The following is a 21,381-nucleotide window of genomic DNA, read 5'->3' as shown; positions in this document are numbered from 1 at the left end:
TCATCCTTTATTTGTTGTTAATTCCTCTTTCGCACTACGAATAATATTCTCTTCCTTCATCTGCATTATCTCTTCATTCGAAAAATCTAGTTCTTTTAGGATATCATCTGTATGCTGCCCTTGATAAGCTGGCGGAATAACTGCCTCCGATTTATATTCGTTGTTGATTACAAAAGGTTTTGCAATAGACACGATTTCCTTCTCAACTTCATTTAGTTTATAAACAGCTTTTGGAATAGAATTATATAAATCTTTATTCTCATATACACTTTCCAAGGTATTAACTGGAGCTACTAAAATATCATTTTCCTCTAGAATTCCTTCCCACTCATCCCTGGTTTTCGTTAAAAATGTCTCAGTTAAAATTGGCTCTAATAAATGACGATGTTTCATACGTTTATTATTTGAACTGAAGCGTTCGTCATCAACCAACTCTTCATGTCCAATCACCTTACATAATCTGTGGAACTGATCATTACGTACAGCAGCAACAGAAAGATATTTTTCATCTTTTGTAACATAAACTGCAGATGGAACGATTACCGGATTTTTGTTACCAACCCGCATCGGAACTTTTCCGGTTTCCAAATAGTCTTGCCATTGCTGAGATTGCAGTGCGGCTGCAGTAGCAAATAAACTAACATCTATTGGTCCTTCTACATTACCTGTCTTTAAGTATTCAATATAAGATGATAGAATACCCGCCACTAAATCCCTTGCAGCAACTTGGTCAATTACAGCAAATCCGATACGAAAGGGTTCGCCATCTGGAGGACCTACATAGTTCATCACACCTGAGTTCGCTTGGATGACCGTGTCCACACCCGTTTTATGTGCAATTGGACCAGTATATCCGTAACCGGAGATCCTTCCATAAAGCATGTTAGGATTTTCTTTTACAATATCCTCATATCCTAGCCCATACTTTTCGGTAACACCTGGTCTAAAACTAGTAATAACAATATCAGCTTTCGTGAGAAGCCTTCTGACAACTTTATTCCCTTTTTCACTCTTAAAATCAATAGATAGATTTCTCTTATTTCTATTTAATGCAAGGTATTGCGTACTGAAACCATATTTTAAAGAGCCTAACGTCCTTCCCCAGTCTCCTTCAAAACGTTCTACTTTAATTACGTCTGCCCCTAAATCACCAAGGTACTGTCCAGCATAAGGACCCGCAACACCTTCTGTGATATCAATGACTTGGAGTCCCTTTAGCGGTTGGAAACTTTGCATACTTTCCCTCCTATTTGAGTAATACGATTTCCTTATAAACTTAGTTAAATTGAAATAATGCAGTGTCTAAATCAATTATTTCAGAAGAGCATTAATTCCTGACTTTTCTAAAAACAGAACTCATTATATCAATCAAACTTTACAACGATCCGAATATTATCTCCGGATACTAAATCATCGAAACCACTATTAATATCCTCTAATAAAATTGTTTTTGATAAGAGTTTATCAATGGGTAATTTTCCTTTAGAATATAACTCTAAGAATCTTGGAATATCTCTTTTTGGAATGCAACTACCTAAATAAGAACCTTTTATTTCTTTCTCCTCAAAAGTAACAGACATAATTGGAATGTCTATTTTTTTATCGGGGCCAGGTAACCCGGTAGTAACAACTCTACCTCCCCGTTTAACCAGTGAATATCCAAGTTTTAACGCGTCCATTACTCCAGCAGTTTCCACAGCTACATCCACTTCAATAATCTTTTCTTTAACTTGATCTGGAGTATATACTTCAATATCTTCTGACAGTTCTTTCGCCATCTGTAGTTTTTTTTGGTTCACGTCAATTGCTATGATTCTTGCGGCACCGGCTGCTTTTGCTCCGATTAATGCACTGAATCCAACTCCGCCTAGTCCTAATATACAAATTGTTTCACCTAAATTTATTTTTGCAGCATTTACGATTGCTCCAACTCCTGTAACTATCGAACAACCAAATAATGCTAGGTACTCAAAAGGTACTTCTGTATCAACTTTGACTAATGAGTTTTCAGAAACTACCGTGTACTGAGAAAAGGCAGAAACTCCTACATGCGTATATATGTGGTGATTGTCATCACTAAACCTAGTTCCACCTTCAAAAAGTTCTCCTTTTTTATTAGATTCAACCCCTAACTCACAAAGGGCAGGTCTTCCCTCTGAACATGGTAAACACTTTCCACAGGAAGGAACAAAAGTTGTAACAACTTTATCACCCGGTTTAAAATCTCTGACATCTTCACCGACCTCATATACTATACCTGCAGCTTCATGTCCAATTATCATCGGTCGCGGACGGTCAATATAACCTTTTATAACCGACACATCCGATTGACATAAGCCTGCCGCCATTACTTTAATCATGACTTCACGTTTTCCTGGTTTACTGATGTCAACCTCTTTTATTAACAATGGTTCTGACTCTTTAAATGGCTGATTTTCAACAGTTTTATTTAATATGGCTGCTTTTGTTTTCAATTAAAAACCTCCTTTAACTAGCTCGTTTAAATTCCCTTTAATCAAGTACTGCTCTTTTATTCTTTCATTGGCTCATTCTCACTATCCACACTGTAATAGTATTTTTTATGAATTAACATTTTGATCAGTATAAACACAGCTTCTATAGTTACTAATAAAAATCCTATGGGTAAAAATACAAATACTGGTGCAATACTTATTAAACTCCCCCCAGCAGAGATTGAAACACCTGAAGTCAAAGCAATTTCAGCCCGAGACCAACCATAATAGGTCATCAAAGAGTAAATAAATATATCGATTGATATCAAAAGAATCCCTATCGCAAACTTAATATTCTCATTAAACTTTTCTGTTAACATATCAATCCGAGGTATAGATCCTGATGAATAGGTAATTATGAATGCCCAGAATATTACAGTAGGCATTATAATACTTTCAACTATTTCATAACTCCCAGGTATGCCATAAGAAACTATATTTCTTGTAAATACATCTACTGAAATTACTAATATCATAAATGCCAAAGCAATCCCCGATATTATCAAACTTAGTCTTTTAACATATTTTAGAGCATGATATATTTTATTAAATATGACCATAGCAATCCTCCTAGTTCATTTTTGATGGTAACCAAGTGATGAGTTCCGGGAATAACGTAATCAAAGTACCTACAATGATTAGTCCTACAACTGCATAGATAGTAGTCAATTTAAATAAAGGACCAACAGAAACTCTTGTCACACTCGCAACCATAAATGTACTTACTCCGACTGGAGGTGTTAATAAACCAAGAACTGAAATTATACAGATAAATACTCCAAACCAAACGGGATCTAGTCCTATTTCCATTGCAATTGGATATGTAACTGGCACACTCATAACAATTGCTGCAGCAGTTTCTAAAAACATAAATAAGAAAAAATAAAATATAGTTAATATTAATATAATTAAAATATGATACTCTAAAATCGGCTCTAATAAGGCAATTAATTTCCTAGGTATTAAAGAGAGCGATATAAACCTACCGAACACTTGCGCCCCTATCATAATCATAAGAATCATTCCAGAGACTTTAATCGTCTCTGAAAAAGTAGTCTTCAAAAAGTTCCAATTAACTTTCTTAAACAGTAATGCTGTAAGAAACGCTACTAAAGCAGCAACCCCTCCAGCTTCATTAGGTGTAAAAACCCCAGAATAGATACCTACAAAAATTATTGAAAAAACAGTAGCCCCAACTGTTAATACAACAATTTGTCGGCCAACGGAAATCTCTTCTCCAGGAGCTTCTTTCTTTTCTGTATTATTTGGTGTTTCCTGTGAGATTTTTTTCTTGTGCTTTACATAAAGATATTGTGTGTATAGTATAAAAACTAAAACTAGCAACCCACCTGGAATAATAGCTCCAATAAACAAATGTCCGATAGAAGTCTGGGTAATTGAGCCATAGAGAATTAAAATAATACTAGGTGGGATAAGCCCTGCTAGTGAACCTCCAGAAGCAGATACAGCAGCTGCAAGATCTTTCGGAAATCCATATTTGGTTAGCTGTGGAGTTGCCACTTGACCCAAAGTCGCAGCAGTTGCAGCACCAGACCCAGAAACGGCTCCCATAAGCCCCCCCACAACAATAGTCAAAGAACCCAGAATTCCTGATTTCCCTTTCGAGTATTTATTAATAATCTTAAATATATCTTCAATCAGACCTGAGTGTAAAATAAACTGGGACATTACAATATACAAGGGTATTGTTGTCAGTGTATAAGTAGCAACTAGATAGAATGGACCATTTTCTAAGAATCCCCCGACTGTATTCCATCCATCTAGTAAGAAAATCCCCATAATCCCGAAGAAAAGTAGTAAACTTGCAATGTTTTGACCTAAAGCAAGGAATATTATAAAAAGTACCATAACAATAAGTATTACAAGATTTTCATCCATTTTTCTCAATCCTTTCAAGTAAGAGGCTGGGATAAAGTTATCCAGTTATGGTAAATTCCATACAAAGTTAGTAGAAGACCACCCTTACGGAAATATTGTTCGCCTTTCCCGATTAATCCTTAATTTCGTTCCCAGTCTCTTACTCCGAGTAGATTACTCAATATCCATTAATGCAGCTGGCACTTCGCCCCCAGCATCGATGATCAAATCCCTCCACATAATAGCGACATCCTTAGCAGGTTGCCCCTGTTTTTCTACATCCTCAATCCACTGCAACCATGTTTTTTCAATTGCATCATTAAACATATCTTGAATTTCTTGATCTAATTCTTGTATACTAACAAATTGTGCTCCATTAGCCTCTGTTTCTTTTACTACTTCTTCGTTAACTTCAAGCCAATTATCAATCCCAGATTGTAGTTGATTTTGACTTGCTTCATTAAATGCTGTTTGAACAGTTTCCGGTAACGATTCCCATTTTTCCATAGTCATAGCCGTTAACGCTGAGTAATGACCAAGATTTATTCCTTCAAGAGTATAGGAGAAAAGGTCCTCAATTCCGTAACTAGTCCAATCTGGAATTGCTAATAAAGTACCATCTAAAGTCCCTTTGCTCAGACCATCATATAAATCAGTAAATGGCAGAGAAATTGGGGATGCCCCGATATTTGAAGCAAACAAATCATGCACCCTTGCACCTGAACGAAGCTTTAATGCTGCTAGGTCTTCAGCGCTTTTTATTTCAGTATTTGTAGTAGAAATTACGTATGGTTGTGTTGATACCATAGGAAATACTTTTAGTCCATGTTGTTCATAAACATACTCTCTATAGTTCATCCCATCCGTCAACTCTTCTTCACTGTTTATGAGATTATTAAAAGCTTCTGTTGCGATTTCAACATTCGAAGTTAAAATCGGTAACATTGTTACTTCTGCTAATGGAAATCTTTCTGGATCATAAATTGGATGTAATGGAATTGCTACATCAATAGTTCCCGAGTTTAGTGCTTCTTGCTCCTCACGAGTAGCAACTAGCTCACCCGATGTAAACAAGGTATAATCTAATTGTTCTCCTGACTTTTCTTTAATCTCTTCTAACATAGGATTAAAATAACCAAGCATCCATTGATGAGTATCAGGTAACCCTGTACTAATCCGAAGATTGACGGATTCATCAGATCCTGATGCTTCCCCTTCATCACTTCCACATGCAGCAATAAACAGTGATAACATAGCCAGAATTAAAATAAGTATTTTTTTCATAATAGTATTCCCTCCTAATTTTCAATATTAAATGTAACTAATTTTGTTAATAAGAATTCATCGACAGCGAAGTATCCACCTTCCACTCCTATTCCGCTTTCTTTATGACCTGGGAATGGTGTATGTATTTGAATTGGCCAACCGTCATTAACACCAATCATTCCAAATTGTAATTTTTCCGATACTTCGAAACACCTCTTCGTGTTCTTACTAAAGAAGTAAGCAGCTAATCCGTATTTGGTATCATTAGCTTTTTCTACAATTTCTTCATCGCTAGTAAATGTAATGATTGGTGCAACTGGCCCAAAGGTCTCCTCTTTATAAACTTTCATCGTGTTGTCTACATTAGTTAATACCGTCGGCATACAAAAGAATCCTTCTTCTAAACTGTCTGAATTAATTCTCTCACCTCCATAAACCACTGTCGCTCCCCTTGAAACTGCATCGTTGACATGATCCAAAACTTTATTTAACGCATCTTCATTAATCAGAGGACCAATATCCGTATCGTTCTCTTCACCAATACCGACTTTTGTATTAGATAACCTATTTACTAGTTTATTAGTAAATTCATCCACGATATCCTCATGTACATAAAGACGATTAGCACTGATACACATTTGGCCATTATTTCCAAACTTCGTTAAAAATAGCGCGTCAATTGCTTGATCTATATCTGCATCTTCAAATACGATAAATGGTGCATGGCCTCCTAATTCCAAACTAATGTTTTTTACTTGTTTAGAGGCCCCTTCCATTAAGTACTTTCCAACACGAGTTGACCCCGTGAATGTAATTTTACTTACTTTTTCATTATTGATGAATTCCTCCCCAATTTCCTGTGGTTTTCCTATTACTAGATTTACTACTCCTTTTGGAAAACCAACCTGTTCGAAGATTTCGAATATTTTAACAGAGCTGATGGGGGTGTTTTCAGATGGTTTCAAAACTACTGTACATCCTGCTGCTAATGCAGGTCCTAGTTTTCTAGCAATCATGTTTAGTGGAATATTCCAAGGGGTAATAGCCCCTACTACACCTATAGGTTGTTTTAATACCATTAAGCGTTTTGTTGGTATGTTTGATGGTAACGTCTCCCCATTAATTCTTTTAGTTTCTTCTGAGTACCAAAGAAAGTTTTCACTAGCTCTTAATGTCTCATTCCTTGCCTCAGTTATTGGTTTGCCAGTTTCTCTTGTGACTATCAGAGCTAGTTCTTCCACATGCTCTTCAATGAGTTCTGAAGCTCTTCTTAAACATTGGGATCTCTCATTAGGCGTCATATTAGACCAATGGTAGAATGCTCTATGTGCAGCTTCTATAGCTTCATTGGCATCACTGCCTCCTCCAAACGGGATTTCTTTATAAAGTTTTCCTGTTCCGGGATTTATGACTTCTAGTGTCTCTCCTGTACCCGAAGATTTCCACTCTCCATTTATATACAAATTATTCATTGTCTCACACTCCTCTAAAATTTCAAAATCGCTTTAATTGACTGTCCCGATTCCACTGATGCTACTGCTTCATTTACTTTTTCAAAAGGGAAAAACGTTATCATTTCTTCTAGTGGTAATTTCTTGTCACGATAGAGACTGATTAATTTGGGAATAAATTGAGTAGGATTCACACTTCCCATAACAGTGCCTACAATTTGTCTTTCAGTTTGTATGCTTTTATAATCAATTTCAATTTTTGTTCCATATTTCGTAGCACTTAATATCACTACCATTCCAGGTATTTTCAAGCAATCTACCGTTTGCGTCAATACAGATGGAATCCCTGTTGATTCTATTGCATAATCCACACCGTTTTTTTCAATTTCTTTAATTGTTTTAGGAACATCTTCTATTGAACTATTAATGGTGTGAGTAGCGCCGAATTTCTTTGCGTTTAATAATTTCTCTTCATTTATATCGACTGCAATTATTTTTTTACATTCTGCCAATTTGCTCGCTATAATTGAACTTAACCCAACAGTACCACACCCAAATACTGCAATAGATTCATTTACCTTTGGCTTTATTTTTTCAAGGACTGCACCAAAACCAGTCATTATTCCACAAGCCAGTGGACCTAAATATTCTAATGGCAGATCTTTTGGAACTTTAACCACATTGTTCATGTGGACCAATGCATACTCTGCAAAACTAGATTGACCAAAAAAGTTAGAAACCTTTTCTCCACTTTCAAGTTTGATTTTCTTTGTACCTTTGTAATTTACTCCATGTGTATTTAATCGATAAAAACTTTCACAAATATAAGGTTTTCCTTGTTCACAAGCCTCACAAGAATTACATTGGGCGAAAGTTAAAATTACATGATCACCTTCTTCTATCCCTTTCACATTTTCTCCAACTTTATCAACTATACCTGCACCTTCATGTCCGAGGATGACAGGATATGTAAAGGGATATATACCTTCGGTGGAAGAAATATCGGTATGGCAAATACCAACAGCTTTGATGCTGATCAATAGTTCCTCTGGATCTATATCTTCGTAAAATACATCTTCAATAACAAAATTACTATCTCCATATGATACTGCTGCTTTTAATTTCAATAAATCACCTCTTCAGCCACAGCTATGACACCTTTATCAATTAATCTTTTAATCGTCCCTTGCTCAATATCGAGAATACTTAAAATCTCAATTGTCTGTTCCCCTCTCAAGGCTGGTGGTTCCAGGTTACTGCGATGCAATTCACCATTGTATACAAACGGAAGTCCAATTGCGTTAACTTTATTACCTTTAAGGTAAAAATCGACCGTAGGTATTGCGTCAAAATAATCCGATTGATATATTTGCTCCATATCTAACACAGGAGCGTGAGTTATATCAAATTTTTCAAATACACTAATCCATTCATCAAGAGTTCTTGTTTTTAATTCTTGAACGATAACTTCTTCCAATTCTTGACGGTTCTTTAATCTCAAAGCATTTGTTAAAAACTTTTCATTGGTTGCAAGTTCTTTTTTTTCTATAGCTTCACAAAATCTTATCCATTGTTTATCTCGAACAATAGTAATAGAAATAAAGGAGCCTTCCCTTGTTTCATAAACAGCTGCGGGCGAGATAACCGGATTCATATTCCCATTTCTCATAGGTACTTGTTTATTTAACAAGTAATCCTGCCATTGCTGAGCTTGTAAAGCCGCTGCTGTAGCATAGAGGCTGACATCAATTGGTCCTTCAATTACCTTTCCTTTTAAAGTGTCAATATAGGCTGCTTGTATTCCCTGCACCAAGTCTCTTGCTGCAACATGATCAACAATCGGAAAACCTGTTCGATAGGGTTGACCATTCCTAGGACCTATATGGTTCATAATTCCTGAGTTAGCTTGTATTACTGTATCCACCCCGGTATAATTTTTATATTTCCCCTGATACCCATAACCACTGATCCTGCCATAAATAATCTCAGGGTTTATTTTTTTTATATCTTCATATCCAATTCCATATTTTTCTGTTACACCTGGTCTAAAGCTGGTTATTATTATTTCCGATTGTTTTGCGATCTTCTTAAATATCGCTTGCCCCTCTGGTTCCTGAATATTTAATGAGATATTCTTTTTATTTCGATTCAAGGCTATATATTGAGAAGAAAAACCATCCTTTACCTCACCTAGTATGCGTCCCCAATCTCCATCTGGTCGTTCTATCTTTATTACCTCAGCTCCTAAATCACCAAGGATCATTGTTGCATAGGGACCGGCAACTCCCTCGGTCAAATCAAGAACTTTTACACCTTCAAAGGGTTGGAACATAGAATATCCTCCCTAGTTTCAACTTATACTATCTTCACTATTTATAACTGCCATAATCGGCATCCTCTTTTGTGTTATCAATTGCTTAATTACTAATGATTCTGAGTCATATTATTAATTTTAAATATTGGAGAATCCATTTATCCCGAGATTCTACTTTCTGGCTGAAACTTCATAACCTCTACTTGCCTATGCTCAATAAATAAGATTAATCCAAGTAATAGTAACCCAACTAAATCAAAATATAAATTTGGAACAATTAGTAATACAGCAACCGCAAACAATAAACCCCTGTTTACTGTATTTATTGATTTTCGATGGTATCCTTGAATCGCCATAGCTAGAGCATAAACAGATAATGCAGCCAAGATTATTTTAAATGTCACTTCTATAGCTGACCCCATTAATAATATTTGAGGATTGTAGATGAATATATACGGAACAATGAAACAAGGTAACGCTATGGCAAAAGCTACCCAGCCTGTTTTTACTGGATTTGCCTTTGCTATTCCGGCACCTACAAATGACGCTACAGCTACTGGCGGCGTAATTACAGATAAAATAGCAAAGTAAAATACAAATAAATGTGCTGCAATAGGGATAACACCATATTCAGCAACCAATACAGGAGCGATTGTCAAGGAAACAATGATATAACCTGCAATTGTTGGAAGACCCATCCCTAAGATAATGGAAGTGATCATCGTAAATATCAATAAGAGGATAAACACGCCCGAAGACATAGAGATCAACAAGCTTCCTAAGGATACAGCTAGACCTGAAATGTTAAGTACACCAACTACAATTCCAGCCATTGCACAAGCAATAGTAATCATCACCGTATCTTCTGCTCCTGCTTTTAATGCCTCTATTACTTTAGAGAATGAGGGCTTCGCATTCTTAATAAAAAGTCCGATAACTATTAATGATATAGTCGCTAATGCAGCTGCTCTTCCCGCAGAAAATTGATTAAAAATAACAACTACCAGAATGATAATAGGAACGATGTACAACCAACCCGATTTGAATGTCTTCTTAAAGTTTGGCAAGCTATCCTTGCTAAGCCCTTTTAAATTGCTTTTACCTGCCTTAAAATGTACAGCTAAATATATAGAGAAGAAAAAGAGTAATGCAGGTACTATTGCTGCTTTAATTATTTCTGAAATAGGAACCCCTAACGTCTCTGCCATTACAAAAGCAGAGGCACCCATAATTGGTGGTAAAATCTGCCCCCCAGTGGATGCTGCAGCCTCCACTCCTCCTGCAAATTCTGGGGGATATCCATTTTTCTTCATCAAGGGTATAGTTACAGATCCGGTGCTTGCTACGTTTGCTGTAGCAACACCATTGAACATCCCCGTTAACCCACTTCCGATTACAGATATTTTTGCCGGTCCACCTTTTACTGATCCAAATAAGGAACTAGATAAATCCATAAAGAAGTCTCCTGCTCCCCATATTCTTAAAAAAGCTGCAAAAATCACAAATTGAATTATTACCGTAGAAGCAACGTTCATTACCGTCCCAAAGATACCTTGAGTTGTAAGAAAAGTTGTGGAAACTAATCTTTCTAAAGATATTCCCCGGTGCTCGAATATACCAGGCAAATAAGAACCAAACAGTGCATAACCAATGAATACAGCAACAATAATGGTGAAGCCCCATCCAAGCATTCTCTTACCGATATACAGAAGGATGATTAACAATACTCCTCCAATTACATACTCTCTTAGGAGAGGAATCCCATAACGAAGTACTATATTATCCCAAGACATGACAATGTAGAATAGTGGAACGGCAGCTAGCATACCTCCAACTATATGAAAAACTTTACCTGTCAGTGTTTTTGAGCGATATGCAAAGTTTAAATATGCCCATAGAAGTGCTCCTAATAACAGGAGACTTCTATGGATAACTGCCTCAAATGATCCAACGAAAGCAGTATACATAAAAATTACTGAGGTAGAAACGGCGATTACAGCCATCAGTATTTTTAGTATTCTATCTATTCTTGATGTAATCAAGTTAATCATCCTCCTTTAATCGGTTAATGCCCCTTGGAATCAGTCTGAACCACTGCCAAACTCAGTAAATTCAATTCCTACTTCTTCCAAATACCTAATCACCGCAGGATGCCATTCCGTAGAAGCACTACCGAAAGCATCTTCAATTGAACTTTGAGCTATTATTGTATGCATCTCATCAGCTTTCTCTTTATTCTCCCAGAAAGCCTTTGTAAATTCGTAAACTGTATCTTCATCTAGCTCACTGTTTGCTACCCATTCGATATTTGCCCCTACAGTTTTTACTGGTTCACTCTGGCCTTCATAGCTATTAGCCGGTAGTTCAGAGTAGACATAGTAACCTGCTGGTTGAGACGCAATCATTTCTTCAAACTTCTCTTCTGGAATCTGAATCCATTTTAAATCTCTAGTTCTGGCTAAATCTGTCAACCAAGCTGTTTGTGGACCAGCTTGGAAAGTCATAATATCCAGATGTCCATCTCTGAAAGCTGTATCTTGTTCTTCCGGTGTCAAAGCTTGCAGATCAACATCAGAAACATCAATTCCATATGCCTCCAACACATCGACTAACATAATATAACTGCCACTTCCCGGGGCTCCGGCACCTATTGATTTACCAACAAAATCTTCAGGTGTATCGATTTCAGAATTCTCAGCAACTACCATATTGAATGGGCTAGGATATAGATTCCATAAGAGTCTTAAGTCTTCATACTCTCCTGTTGCTTCAAATGGGCCGACCCCATTTAGAGCATCAATTGTTGTTCCTGAAGCGGATACAGCTATATCCACACCACCATCAATTAACTGCCTAACTCCATCTACCGTACCTGCAGTCTCTTGAATTTGCATATTAATACCATCTGTTTCAGATCCGGTAAGGTTTCCAATAGCAATACTATAGGCAAAAGCAACAGATCCAGAAGTTGAGCCTCCTACAGCCAAATTCGTACTGCCAGAACCACTTGAGTTAGCCTCAATCCCATTAGAACTGTTATCATTGCAGGCTGCTAATACCATAATTAAAACTATTATAAAGACTAATATTATATTATTTTTCACATACAAAACCTCCTTCTATTTTTCATTAACCACCGCATGCTCTTTCCTCCTAACCACCATAATTGGCAACACGCCACTTTGAACTACTTCATCCTTTTGGTTGATCAATTTGAACTCCCTAAAAATGATTCCACGATCGTCTTTCGATGTCTCTCGCTTTTCGATTACTTCCATTTCAAAATGAATCGTATCATTTACAAGGATAGGTTTTTTAAATTTCCAATCATTGATTCCGAGAAATGCGATAGCTGATCCATCAAAAATACCAAGACGTGTACTTAAACCGGTTAGAATCGAAAGTCCTAATAATCCATGAGCAATTTTCTCTCCAAAAATAGTTTTTTTACAGAACTCTGAATCTGTATGTAATGGATTGTAATCTCCAGATAACCCTGCAAACATCACGATATCCGTTTCTGTCACCGTTCTTGCTGGGCTAGTAAATTTATCTCCTACTTTAAAATCATCAAAAAACATTGCCATTTTCCTTCATCTCCCTTTAATTTGTTAATGTATAAGAATACTGTCTACCCAATAATTCTTCTGATTTGCGACCTGCTTCCTTAACTAGTGATAAATCAAGGCCTGTATCAATGCCCATCGTTTCCAGCATTAAGACAAAATCTTCCGTACAAACATTTCCAGTATTTTCATCTCCTTCAGCCAATCTCTCAGCTGGGGGGCCGCCAATTCCACCAAGACTAGAGTCAAAGAATCGAACTCCCGCTTGCAATGCTGCCAGGTTATTAGCGATTCCCCATCCCTTCGTATCGTGGAAGTGGGCGATAAATTGAGCATTTGGAAACTTTTCAAGTAGCAAAGCGAACAGGTCATATGCCTGCTTCGGATTCCCCATTCCTGTCGTATCGGAGATTGCCATTTTCCTGATGCCGCAGTTATAAAAATAAGTGACCAGGTCGACAATCTGTGTTTCACTGACATCACCAAAATTCTGATAGCCAAACGCAGTGGAAACGCTTACTAAAATACTGGGGAAATCCTCTTTTTGAGCTAGTTCGATATTCCCTCTAATCGTTTCTAAAAGCTCTTTATTATTCATGCGAACATTCACGAGATTATAATCTTCGTGGGCAGCCATGACAAAACTGATTTCATCAATGCGAATACCGCTATTTTTTGCTTCAATTGCTCGTTCCAATGCTTTCCTGTTCACACACGTTGTCTTGAATTGAACATTTTCGGCTGCCGGCAATCTTTTTAATACATCCAGGGCATCTCTAAATTGCGGGACATATTTCGGGTGACTGAAAGACGTCGCTTCAATGCGACGAAACCCAGTCTGTACCAACAACTCCAACATCTCTATTTTTTGATTTGTTTCGATAAATTTATGCTGGTTTTGTAACCCGTCCCTTGCCCAACATTCATTAATCACAACACTTGTTGGCAGTTTCATATTTTCACCTCTTATACCGGACGAATACTGTTTTTCTTCCATGGTCGTTCAACTTTCTTATTCCATGCGGACGCAACAGCATCAAAGATTTGTAGTTTCGTTTCTCTTGGGTCAATGACATCATCAATAAGCATATTGGACGCAGCAACCTCTACATCAATGAGATTTCGAAATTGATCTGCATATTCCGACCATGCAGCTTTTGAATCTTCCGCTTTTCGGATTTGTTTATGGTATAAAATACTGGAAGCACCTTCTGCACCCATTACACTTATTTCAGCAGTCGGCCACGCTGCAATATAATCAGGGTCAAATTGTCTGCCATTCATCACGAAATATCCGGCTCCGTATGCTTTGCGGATGATAATCGTTATTTTAGGCACCGTAGCCTCGGATACCATATGAAGCATTTTTGCACCGTGACGGATAATTCCAGCTTTCTCCACTTTCGAACCTACAATAAATCCTGGGATATCCTGCAGGAATACAAGTGGGATATTGAATGAATCACAGATATTCATAAATCTTGCTGCTTTATCTGCAGCATCCCCATCCAGAGCACCACCTAAATGCATCGGCTGGTTCGCGATAAAGCCTACTGGATATCCTCCAACTCTTCCAAATGCAGTAATAATGTTTTTTGCCCATTTTGGTTTCATAGCTAAGATATCGTTATCATCAGAGAGTTCTTTAATGACGTCATACATGTTATAAATTTTCTTCGGATTAGTTGGTACGATTTCGGCTAATCTTTCATTGATTGTTATTTCTGCTCGTTCCACGCCTTCCTTAATCGGTGGTTTTTGTTCATTGTTTGATGGGAAGTAGGAAAGATACTTTTTAATGACTTTAAGACATTCCTCATCACTCTTTACCTCGAGGTCCGCAACACCGCTTTCTTGGGTGTGAACTCTTGAGCCGCCAAGTGTTTGTTCGTCTACATCCTCACCGACAACTGAACGGACGAGGTGTGGTCCCCCAAGTGCCATATAGCTCGTTTTCTTCACCATTGGCACAAAATCAGCAAGTGCTGGAAGATATGCAGTTCCGGCAATACCAGGGCCCATCAATGCACAGATTAACGGAACAACCCCTGACATTTGTACCTGGTCAAAGAATTGACGACCGTTGCCTGCGAACAAGGAACCGATAGATTCCTGGACGCGAACTCCCGCAGAGTCCACTAACCAAATCATTGGCACGCGATTCTTTAATGACCACTCACGAACACGAGCAACCTTTGTTTCAGCAACTTTACCAATTGCACCAGCTAACACAGTATAGTCATGTGCAGCAACACAAACTTCTCTTCCGTCGATTGTCCCTCTTCCTGCAACTACACCATCTGCGGGTGTGAACTTTCCTTCCATCGTTGGATGAAGGTTTTGATGATGGGCAAGAATTCCCATTTCTTTAAAAGAGCCTTCATCTAACAAAAGGTTGATTCTTTCTCTAGCCGTTAATTTATTTTTCTCATGCTGGGCATCAATATATTTCTGTCCACCCATTTCCCTGTATTTTTCTTTTTTTTCGAGTAGCTTATCAATTTTTTGTTTCAATTCGTTTTGTTCTTCCACCACTTGTTTCGTCATTTACTCTTCTCTCCTTTAAATTAATCTTCTTCTAAAATAGCAATGACATCGCCTTCGCTAACAAAATCTCCTTCTTCCACTTTGAGTTCAATAATTGTTCCGTCATCTGGAGAAACTACGGGAATCTCCATTTTCATAGATTCTAAGATTAGAATTTCTTGGTCTTCCTCTACTTGTTCTCCTTTTGCTACTACAACTTTCCATACATTTCCTGTCATTTGTGATGTCACTTCTATTTTCATGTTTAATTCCTCCTATGATTTTAGCTTTGATGATTCTTTCATTCGTTTTGCTAATTCTTCTGCGAGTTTAGTATGAACTTGACCAGCTTGAAACTCTTCAGACTGTAACGCGTAGATTAAAAATGGAAGGTTTGTTTTTAAACCTTCAATTTTAATTTCCTTCAGATATTCAATAAGATCTGCTATTGCTTGTTCTCTTGATTCCCGATGGACGATGACCTTAGCAATCATTGGATCGTAAAACGATGAAATTACGTTTCCTTCTTTAAAACCTGTTTCAATCCGAATACCTTCTGTTTCCGGAAACTGGTAGGTCTCGAGTGTTCCTGGTGATGGGAAGAAATTATAAGGATCTTCCGCATAAATTCGAACTTCTAGACTATGTCCACTTGGTTCAATCTTTTTTGGTAGGATAGCTGATAAAGATTCGTTTGCAGCTGATCTTATTTGTGCTTCTACTAAATCAACATCTACAATTTCTTCTGTTACTGCATGTTCCACTTGAAGTCGGGTATTCATTTCAAGAAAACTATAGTCTCCGTTTTTACTTCGGAGCATCTCCACTGTTCCAATATTGTCATAGCCAATCTTTTCTACTGATTCTTGAATTTTCTTACCAAGTCCAACGATTTCCTCCCGTGCGATACCAGGTGCTGGTGATTCTTCAATGATTTTCTGGTGTCTCCTTTGCAGGGAGCAGTCCCTTTCGTAAAGATGGGCGACATTGCCTTCTCTGTCGGCCATGATTTGAAACTCGATATGGCGAGGCTGCTCAAAATATTTTTCTAGATAAACACTGCCATCGGAGAAAAACTTTTCTGCCATGCTTCGGGCCCGTTCCACAGCCTTTTCTAATTCTTTCTCCTCGTATACCGGGATCATTCCAATCCCCCCACCACCATTGGCTGGCTTTACTAATACCGGATAGCCAACCTTTTCTGCTTCTAATTTCATATCATTCAAATCCTGTGATAATACGGCGGACCCTTTTCCGACAGGTAAATCGTATTTGCTCATTAATGTCCGAGCATCGTTCTTATCTGACATTAAGGAAATGTAATTGGAAGAAGGGCCGATAAATGTTACATTTCGCTCTTCCAGCTTTTTCGCAAAACCTGTATTTTCTGCTAGAAATCCATAGCCAGGATGAACAGCATCAACCTTGGCTTCATCAATGATTTCTAAAATTTTCCCCTGATTTAAGTACGTCTCTACTGCAGTTTTTCCATCGAGGGAATAAACTTCATCTGCTTCTTTTAAATAAGGTAATTCCGAATCAGGGTCAGAATGAATGGCAACTATGAATATATCCATTTTTCTGAGTGTTCGAATAATTCGAGCTGCAATCGCTCCTCGGTTCACTACAAGAACTTTTGAAAACATATATGCGCCTCCTATTTTCTATTAATAAAACTTTCTACTCCTTTTTTAAATGCATCTGTCTGTCTCATTTTGATGTTAGACTGTCTCGCTGTTTGTAATGCGTTGTCAAAGTCTCCTTCAGCCACTTCATAGAAAAGGTTTTTCGTCATAGTTAATGCATTAAGGCTATAAGCAGCAATTTCTTCCGCAAATTCTTTTGTTCGTGATGCTAAATCTTCCAGAGGAATGACTTCGTTAACCAACCCCCAACTATAAGCCTCATCTGCGTGAAGCTTTCTTCCTGTTATCAGCAGTTCAAACGCTCTTTTACGGTCTAAAATGCGCACGAGATTCGGGCTGACAATTGCTGGGACGAAGCCTCTTTTAATTTCTGGATAGGAGAATACTGCATTGTCTGCTGCGACAACTAAATCACTGCCTAACGCAATCCCACAACCACCCGCATAAACATAGCCTTGAACAGAAGCAATAACCGGCTTATCTAGCTTGTTCACCATTTGGTGGATTTCCATCGTCAGTTGAGCACGCTCTTCAATTTTAGCTTTATTATCTGTTTGAGAGCTGAATTCTTTGATATCTGCACCGGCTGAGAAAGCATTCCCTGCTCCTCTGATTACAATACAATGCACCGATTCATTTTTATTAAATTCGAGAAGACTCCGCTTCAGATTTCTCATTAATTCTGTGTTTAAAGCATTATAGTTATTTGGCCGGTTAAGAGTAATGTAACCCACCTTGTTCTCGACCTCTTGTAATATTGGCTCTGAATCCCTAACTGCTTGCTCTGTCAATCTAATCTACCTCCTGATTTCGATATAGAGTAAGTACTTCTATCGTATTATTCTCATTTATGATAAATAGAATTGCTTTTCCATGGATGGACTGTTCAAGTTGTGCCATAGCCGAAGTGATTGCGCGAAATCCATTTAGAATTTTAGAATTTCCATAAAATACGGATCCGCCGCTTTTCATTTGCGGTATTTTAATATCGTTTTCCTTCAACAGTCTTTTCAATTTAAGGAAACTTTCCAGTGAAAGGTAATCAAACTCAACAATCCAGCTTTCATCCACTGAGAATTCTTTTAAAAGTTTAACCAGTTGCAGAGAATCTTCTTGGCTAAACTTCCATTGATCCACCTTAACAATTGGTAACTTATGGTAATTTAGTAAATCCTTATCAGCCTTCAACAAAATGGTCGCTACTCCATTAACTTTATTTACATTCAGGTTTGATTCGCTATTCCACTCATCAAATAAAAACTCTTGCTGATTCATCCCTTCTCCTATCTGAATTGGAAAAATCTCTTTTTGATAGTTTTGTGATTGAATATATTCCTCTCCATTACTAAAATGGCTGTCGATGGCTTCTCTGCTCACTGTTTTACCTAGAGATGTCTCTTCTAGTATGGTGTTATTGATGGATATCGACCCAATCAAAACTGTTTTGCTATTACTTGACAGCGTTTTCAACAAATGCCGTAAATCATTTCCTGTATGTTCTGGTCGGAAGACGACTTTAATTTTATCTGGTTCTGTGTCCAACTGTTTGATTAAAGCTGCCTTGATTTCCTCCTCTTCAAAGCTGTTCTCAATTGTTATCACAATAAAATTATCGATAACTTTTTCATCTAAAGCACTGATTGAAAGTGTGTTTAAAAATGCAAATGATAATAACTCCAGTGGATTTTTATTTTTAAACACAAATTGATTTTGCCAAAACCCCGATCGTAGGGCTGCATATATCCCGGTCATTTTGTTCTCTCCTTCATTAAGTTCAATAAAAAAACTCAGCACAACAACATTCAACCAGACTGTTAAATCGCCTGATCTCATATTGTATGTGCTGAGTTTTAATGGTTAGTTGATAAAAGGGGTGACTTTTATCACCGCAAAAGAACTGCACGTTACATTATGAATCTTCATTTTTATGGTCCCAGTACCTCTGTGCGGCAGATTTCAGAGCCACAATAACGGCTTGCTGAGATGGTGCTAAATAATGATTTTGAATTCGTTTAATTAACTCGTCCAATCCATTCGATAAGTCATAGCCTACCAAAAGGTTTTGAAAAAAGGTTGTTGTCAATTCAGAGATAAAAGTAAAAGATGCATTTTCTATTTTATTTGTCTCTGTGTTGATTACTAAAATAATTCCTGCATGTTTGTAATTTTCATACATGGAAGTTCCCTGTGGCGCTTTTGCATATCCCGTTACTAAAACTGTTTTCAATCCATTCATCTCCACTTAAGATGTAACTCTTAGGAATAATATAAAGGTATTTTTCGCACTTGTCAATAAGTTCTATATATTTTCTCAAGAAAATATATTAACCCTATTCAGTTAATTTATCCTGGTAAATTTCAGAATTTTAATAGCTATATTGTATACGTCAATATTTCTAAAGTTAATTAAATTTGAATGTATGTAACATCTCATGTCACCCTTGCATGTAAATTCTGTAGAGATTTCTGTCAAGAAGACTATTTAGCTAATCAAATTACCTTTATCTAAAGTTTAATTGTGATTACTTTGTATTATAACATAATATATAAATCGCCTTATAAGCTCAATAATAATCCAATTAAAGTATTATCGTTTTTTTAAAACCCTTCTGTAAAAAATGTTAAAAAATAATGCCAAAATAATTCAGATCCCACCTTTTTCTTCAAAATCAAAAAAAACTCACAAGCATTGATTTATCAACATTTGTGAGTGCTTTTTCGTTTATTAATTTAACTCGTTTCGACCTATTGATACCGGTGGTCGGGGTCGAACCGACACTCCCGTGAAGGAACGGGATTTTGAGTCCCGCGCGTCTGCCAATTCCGCCACACCGGCATGTAATATGGAGGCGGTAACCGGATTTGAACCGGTGATAAAGGTTTTGCAGACCTCTGCCTTACCACTTGGCTATACCGCCAATAATAATATGGAGCGGAAGACGGGATTCGAACCCGCGACCCCCACCTTGGCAAGGTGATGTTCTACCACTGAACTACTTCCGCAAATGGCTGGGCCACCAGGATTCGAACCTGGGGTACACGGGATCAAAACCCGATGCCTTACCGCTTGGCTATGGCCCAAAATTTATTATGAGGGCGATCGATGGGAATCGAACCCACGAATGCCGGAGCCACAATCCGGTGCGTTAACCCCTTCGCCACGACCGCCACAATAAAAGCAGGGGTAGTAGGAATCGAACCCACATTGACGGTTTTGGAGACCGTAGTTCTACCGTTAAACTATACCCCTATATTACCAAACCTTTAAAGAAAAATAAAACATGGTGGAGGGGGGCAGATTCGAACTGCCGAACCCTGAGGGAGCGGATTTACAGTCCGCCGCGTTTAGCCACTTCGCTACCCCTCCAGATATGTTTAAATGAAAAAGTGGCTCGGGACGGAATCGAACCGCCGACACAAGGATTTTCAGTCCTCTGCTCTACCGACTGAGCTACCAAGCCATAAAATGTAATTTAGTTTTAATCTAAAAATATAATAAGCTACTTTTTGAAAGTGGCGGTCCGGACGGGACTCGAACCCGCGACCTCCTGCGTGACAGGCAGGCATTCTAACCAACTGAACTACCGGACCATATTGAAATAATTTGGTTGCGGGGGCAGGATTTGAACCTACGACCTTTGGGTTATGAGCCCAACGAGCTACCAGACTGCTCCACCCCGCGATGTGGGAGATAATTGTATATCTTATAAAGTAAAGATGGTGGAGGATGCAGGGCTCGAACCTGCGACCCCCTGCTTGTAAGGCAGGTGCTCTCCCAGCTGAGCTAATCCTCCATGTTGGTGACCCGTACGGGATTCGAACCCGTGTTACCGCCGTGAAAGGGCGGTGTCTTAACCGCTTGACCAACGGGCCAATAATATAAGTTATAATGGCGGAGAGCGAGGGATTCGAACCCTCGAAGCCGCGGTAACGGCTTACACGATTTCCAATCGTGCTCCTTCGGCCACTCGGACAGCTCTCCATGTGGCTCCACAGGTAGGATTCGAACCTACGACCGATCGGTTAACAGCCGATTGCTCTACCACTGAGCTACTGTGGAATAATCCAATAATGAAAATCTATTGTTAGTCCAAAACATGAATTGCTTGTCCTAGCAGCTAGATATTTCAGAGCATCACCATCATTATAAGTTAATGGAATGGAATTGCCTGGCGGCGTCCTACTCTTGCAGGGGCAAAGCCCCAACTACCATCGGCGCTG

General features: G+C 38.1%; 18 protein-coding genes and 14 tRNA genes. All 32 read right to left on the bottom strand.

Annotated elements, in window-relative coordinates:
* The 32 genes from A4245_RS00160 to A4245_RS00005 all read right to left on the bottom strand — a co-directional run bounded on the left by A4245_RS00160 (window position 1) and on the right by A4245_RS00005 (window position 21,220).
* Window positions 1–1,236, bottom strand: coding sequence for a CaiB/BaiF CoA transferase family protein (locus A4245_RS00160; RefSeq protein ID WP_067724497.1), 1,236 nt, complete (start codon window positions 1,234–1,236; stop codon window positions 1–3).
* A 128-nt stretch (window positions 1,237–1,364) separates the two neighbouring features.
* On the bottom strand, window positions 1,365–2,474 hold the full coding sequence (locus A4245_RS00155; RefSeq protein ID WP_067724495.1) for an alcohol dehydrogenase catalytic domain-containing protein: 1,110 nt from the start codon (window positions 2,472–2,474) through the stop codon (window positions 1,365–1,367).
* A gap of 56 nt (window positions 2,475–2,530) precedes the next feature.
* Window positions 2,531–3,073: a TRAP transporter small permease gene (locus A4245_RS00150; protein WP_067724493.1), complete on the bottom strand. Its 543-nt coding sequence runs from the start codon at window positions 3,071–3,073 to the stop codon at window positions 2,531–2,533.
* Window positions 3,074–3,083: 10 nt separating this feature from the next.
* Window positions 3,084–4,412 carry a TRAP transporter large permease gene (locus A4245_RS00145; RefSeq protein WP_067724491.1) on the bottom strand — a complete coding sequence of 443 codons (1,329 nt, stop codon included), beginning with the start codon at window positions 4,410–4,412 and terminating at the stop codon, window positions 3,084–3,086.
* Between the two features lie 153 nt (window positions 4,413–4,565).
* Complete coding sequence (locus A4245_RS00140; RefSeq protein WP_067724489.1) at window positions 4,566–5,675, bottom strand: TRAP transporter substrate-binding protein; 1,110 nt, start codon at window positions 5,673–5,675, stop codon at window positions 4,566–4,568.
* 14 nt (window positions 5,676–5,689) lie between these two features.
* Window positions 5,690–7,129, bottom strand: coding sequence for an NAD-dependent succinate-semialdehyde dehydrogenase (locus tag A4245_RS00135; RefSeq protein ID WP_067724487.1), 1,440 nt, complete (start codon window positions 7,127–7,129; stop codon window positions 5,690–5,692).
* A 14-nt stretch (window positions 7,130–7,143) separates the two neighbouring features.
* Complete coding sequence (locus A4245_RS00130) at window positions 7,144–8,235, bottom strand: NAD(P)-dependent alcohol dehydrogenase (RefSeq protein ID WP_067724485.1); 1,092 nt, start codon at window positions 8,233–8,235, stop codon at window positions 7,144–7,146.
* Window positions 8,232–9,440, bottom strand: coding sequence for a CaiB/BaiF CoA transferase family protein (locus A4245_RS00125; protein ID WP_067724483.1), 1,209 nt, complete (start codon window positions 9,438–9,440; stop codon window positions 8,232–8,234). The genes A4245_RS00130 and A4245_RS00125 overlap by 4 nt, the downstream gene beginning before the upstream one ends.
* 140 nt (window positions 9,441–9,580) lie before the next feature.
* The gene (locus tag A4245_RS00120) at window positions 9,581–11,464 is read right to left on the bottom strand and encodes a TRAP transporter permease (protein WP_067724481.1); all 1,884 of its coding nucleotides are present in this window, start codon (window positions 11,462–11,464) and stop codon (window positions 9,581–9,583) included.
* 39 nt (window positions 11,465–11,503) lie between these two features.
* Window positions 11,504–12,526: a TAXI family TRAP transporter solute-binding subunit gene (locus A4245_RS00115; protein ID WP_067724479.1), complete on the bottom strand. Its 1,023-nt coding sequence runs from the start codon at window positions 12,524–12,526 to the stop codon at window positions 11,504–11,506.
* 15 nt (window positions 12,527–12,541) lie between these two features.
* The gene (locus tag A4245_RS00110; RefSeq protein ID WP_067724477.1) at window positions 12,542–13,009 is read right to left on the bottom strand and encodes a MaoC family dehydratase; all 468 of its coding nucleotides are present in this window, start codon (window positions 13,007–13,009) and stop codon (window positions 12,542–12,544) included.
* 16 nt (window positions 13,010–13,025) lie between these two features.
* Window positions 13,026–13,943 (bottom strand): hydroxymethylglutaryl-CoA lyase, encoded by a 918-nt coding sequence (locus A4245_RS00105; RefSeq protein ID WP_199860623.1) that lies wholly within the window; start codon window positions 13,941–13,943, stop codon window positions 13,026–13,028.
* A gap of 11 nt (window positions 13,944–13,954) precedes the next feature.
* Window positions 13,955–15,535, bottom strand: a complete 1,581-nt coding sequence (locus A4245_RS00100) for an acyl-CoA carboxylase subunit beta (protein ID WP_067724473.1) — start codon at window positions 15,533–15,535, stop codon at window positions 13,955–13,957.
* Between the two features lie 20 nt (window positions 15,536–15,555).
* The gene (locus A4245_RS00095) at window positions 15,556–15,777 is read right to left on the bottom strand and encodes an acetyl-CoA carboxylase biotin carboxyl carrier protein subunit (protein ID WP_067724471.1); all 222 of its coding nucleotides are present in this window, start codon (window positions 15,775–15,777) and stop codon (window positions 15,556–15,558) included.
* 12 nt (window positions 15,778–15,789) lie between these two features.
* Window positions 15,790–17,160, bottom strand: a complete 1,371-nt coding sequence (locus tag A4245_RS00090; protein WP_067724469.1) for an acetyl-CoA carboxylase biotin carboxylase subunit — start codon at window positions 17,158–17,160, stop codon at window positions 15,790–15,792.
* An 11-nt stretch (window positions 17,161–17,171) separates the two neighbouring features.
* Window positions 17,172–17,951, bottom strand: a complete 780-nt coding sequence (locus tag A4245_RS00085) for an enoyl-CoA hydratase/isomerase family protein (RefSeq protein WP_067724468.1) — start codon at window positions 17,949–17,951, stop codon at window positions 17,172–17,174.
* Window position 17,952: 1 nt separating this feature from the next.
* Entirely contained in the window at window positions 17,953–18,912 is a 960-nt protein-coding gene (locus A4245_RS00080) for a hypothetical protein (RefSeq protein WP_067724467.1), read from the bottom strand.
* Window positions 18,913–19,069: 157 nt separating this feature from the next.
* On the bottom strand, window positions 19,070–19,396 hold the full coding sequence (locus tag A4245_RS00075; protein ID WP_067724965.1) for a DUF3870 domain-containing protein: 327 nt from the start codon (window positions 19,394–19,396) through the stop codon (window positions 19,070–19,072).
* Window positions 19,397–19,912: 516 nt separating this feature from the next.
* A tRNA-Leu gene (locus A4245_RS00070) sits at window positions 19,913–19,996 on the bottom strand.
* Window positions 19,997–20,004: 8 nt separating this feature from the next.
* Window positions 20,005–20,078 (bottom strand) — tRNA-Cys (locus A4245_RS00065).
* A 10-nt stretch (window positions 20,079–20,088) separates the two neighbouring features.
* Window positions 20,089–20,163: transfer RNA gene (locus tag A4245_RS00060), tRNA-Gly, on the bottom strand.
* Between the two features lie 3 nt (window positions 20,164–20,166).
* A tRNA-Gln gene (locus A4245_RS00055) sits at window positions 20,167–20,241 on the bottom strand.
* Between the two features lie 14 nt (window positions 20,242–20,255).
* Window positions 20,256–20,328: transfer RNA gene (locus A4245_RS00050), tRNA-His, on the bottom strand.
* An 11-nt stretch (window positions 20,329–20,339) separates the two neighbouring features.
* A tRNA-Trp gene (locus A4245_RS00045) sits at window positions 20,340–20,410 on the bottom strand.
* A 32-nt stretch (window positions 20,411–20,442) separates the two neighbouring features.
* Window positions 20,443–20,527, bottom strand: a tRNA-Tyr gene (locus A4245_RS00040).
* A gap of 21 nt (window positions 20,528–20,548) precedes the next feature.
* A tRNA-Phe gene (locus tag A4245_RS00035) sits at window positions 20,549–20,621 on the bottom strand.
* A gap of 53 nt (window positions 20,622–20,674) precedes the next feature.
* A tRNA-Asp gene (locus A4245_RS00030) sits at window positions 20,675–20,751 on the bottom strand.
* A 14-nt stretch (window positions 20,752–20,765) separates the two neighbouring features.
* Window positions 20,766–20,842 (bottom strand) — tRNA-Met (locus A4245_RS00025).
* Between the two features lie 36 nt (window positions 20,843–20,878).
* Window positions 20,879–20,954: transfer RNA gene (locus tag A4245_RS00020), tRNA-Val, on the bottom strand.
* A gap of 4 nt (window positions 20,955–20,958) precedes the next feature.
* Window positions 20,959–21,033 (bottom strand) — tRNA-Glu (locus A4245_RS00015).
* Window positions 21,034–21,050: 17 nt separating this feature from the next.
* A tRNA-Ser gene (locus A4245_RS00010) sits at window positions 21,051–21,142 on the bottom strand.
* Window positions 21,143–21,145: 3 nt separating this feature from the next.
* Window positions 21,146–21,220: transfer RNA gene (locus A4245_RS00005), tRNA-Asn, on the bottom strand.
* Window positions 21,221–21,381 lie beyond the last annotated feature (161 nt).

This window comes from Oceanobacillus damuensis (assembly GCF_001618145.1).
In the GTDB taxonomy this organism is placed as follows: Bacteria; Bacillota; Bacilli; order Bacillales; family Amphibacillaceae; genus Oceanobacillus; species Oceanobacillus damuensis.
This window is presented reverse-complemented; position numbering and strand designations above follow the sequence as displayed.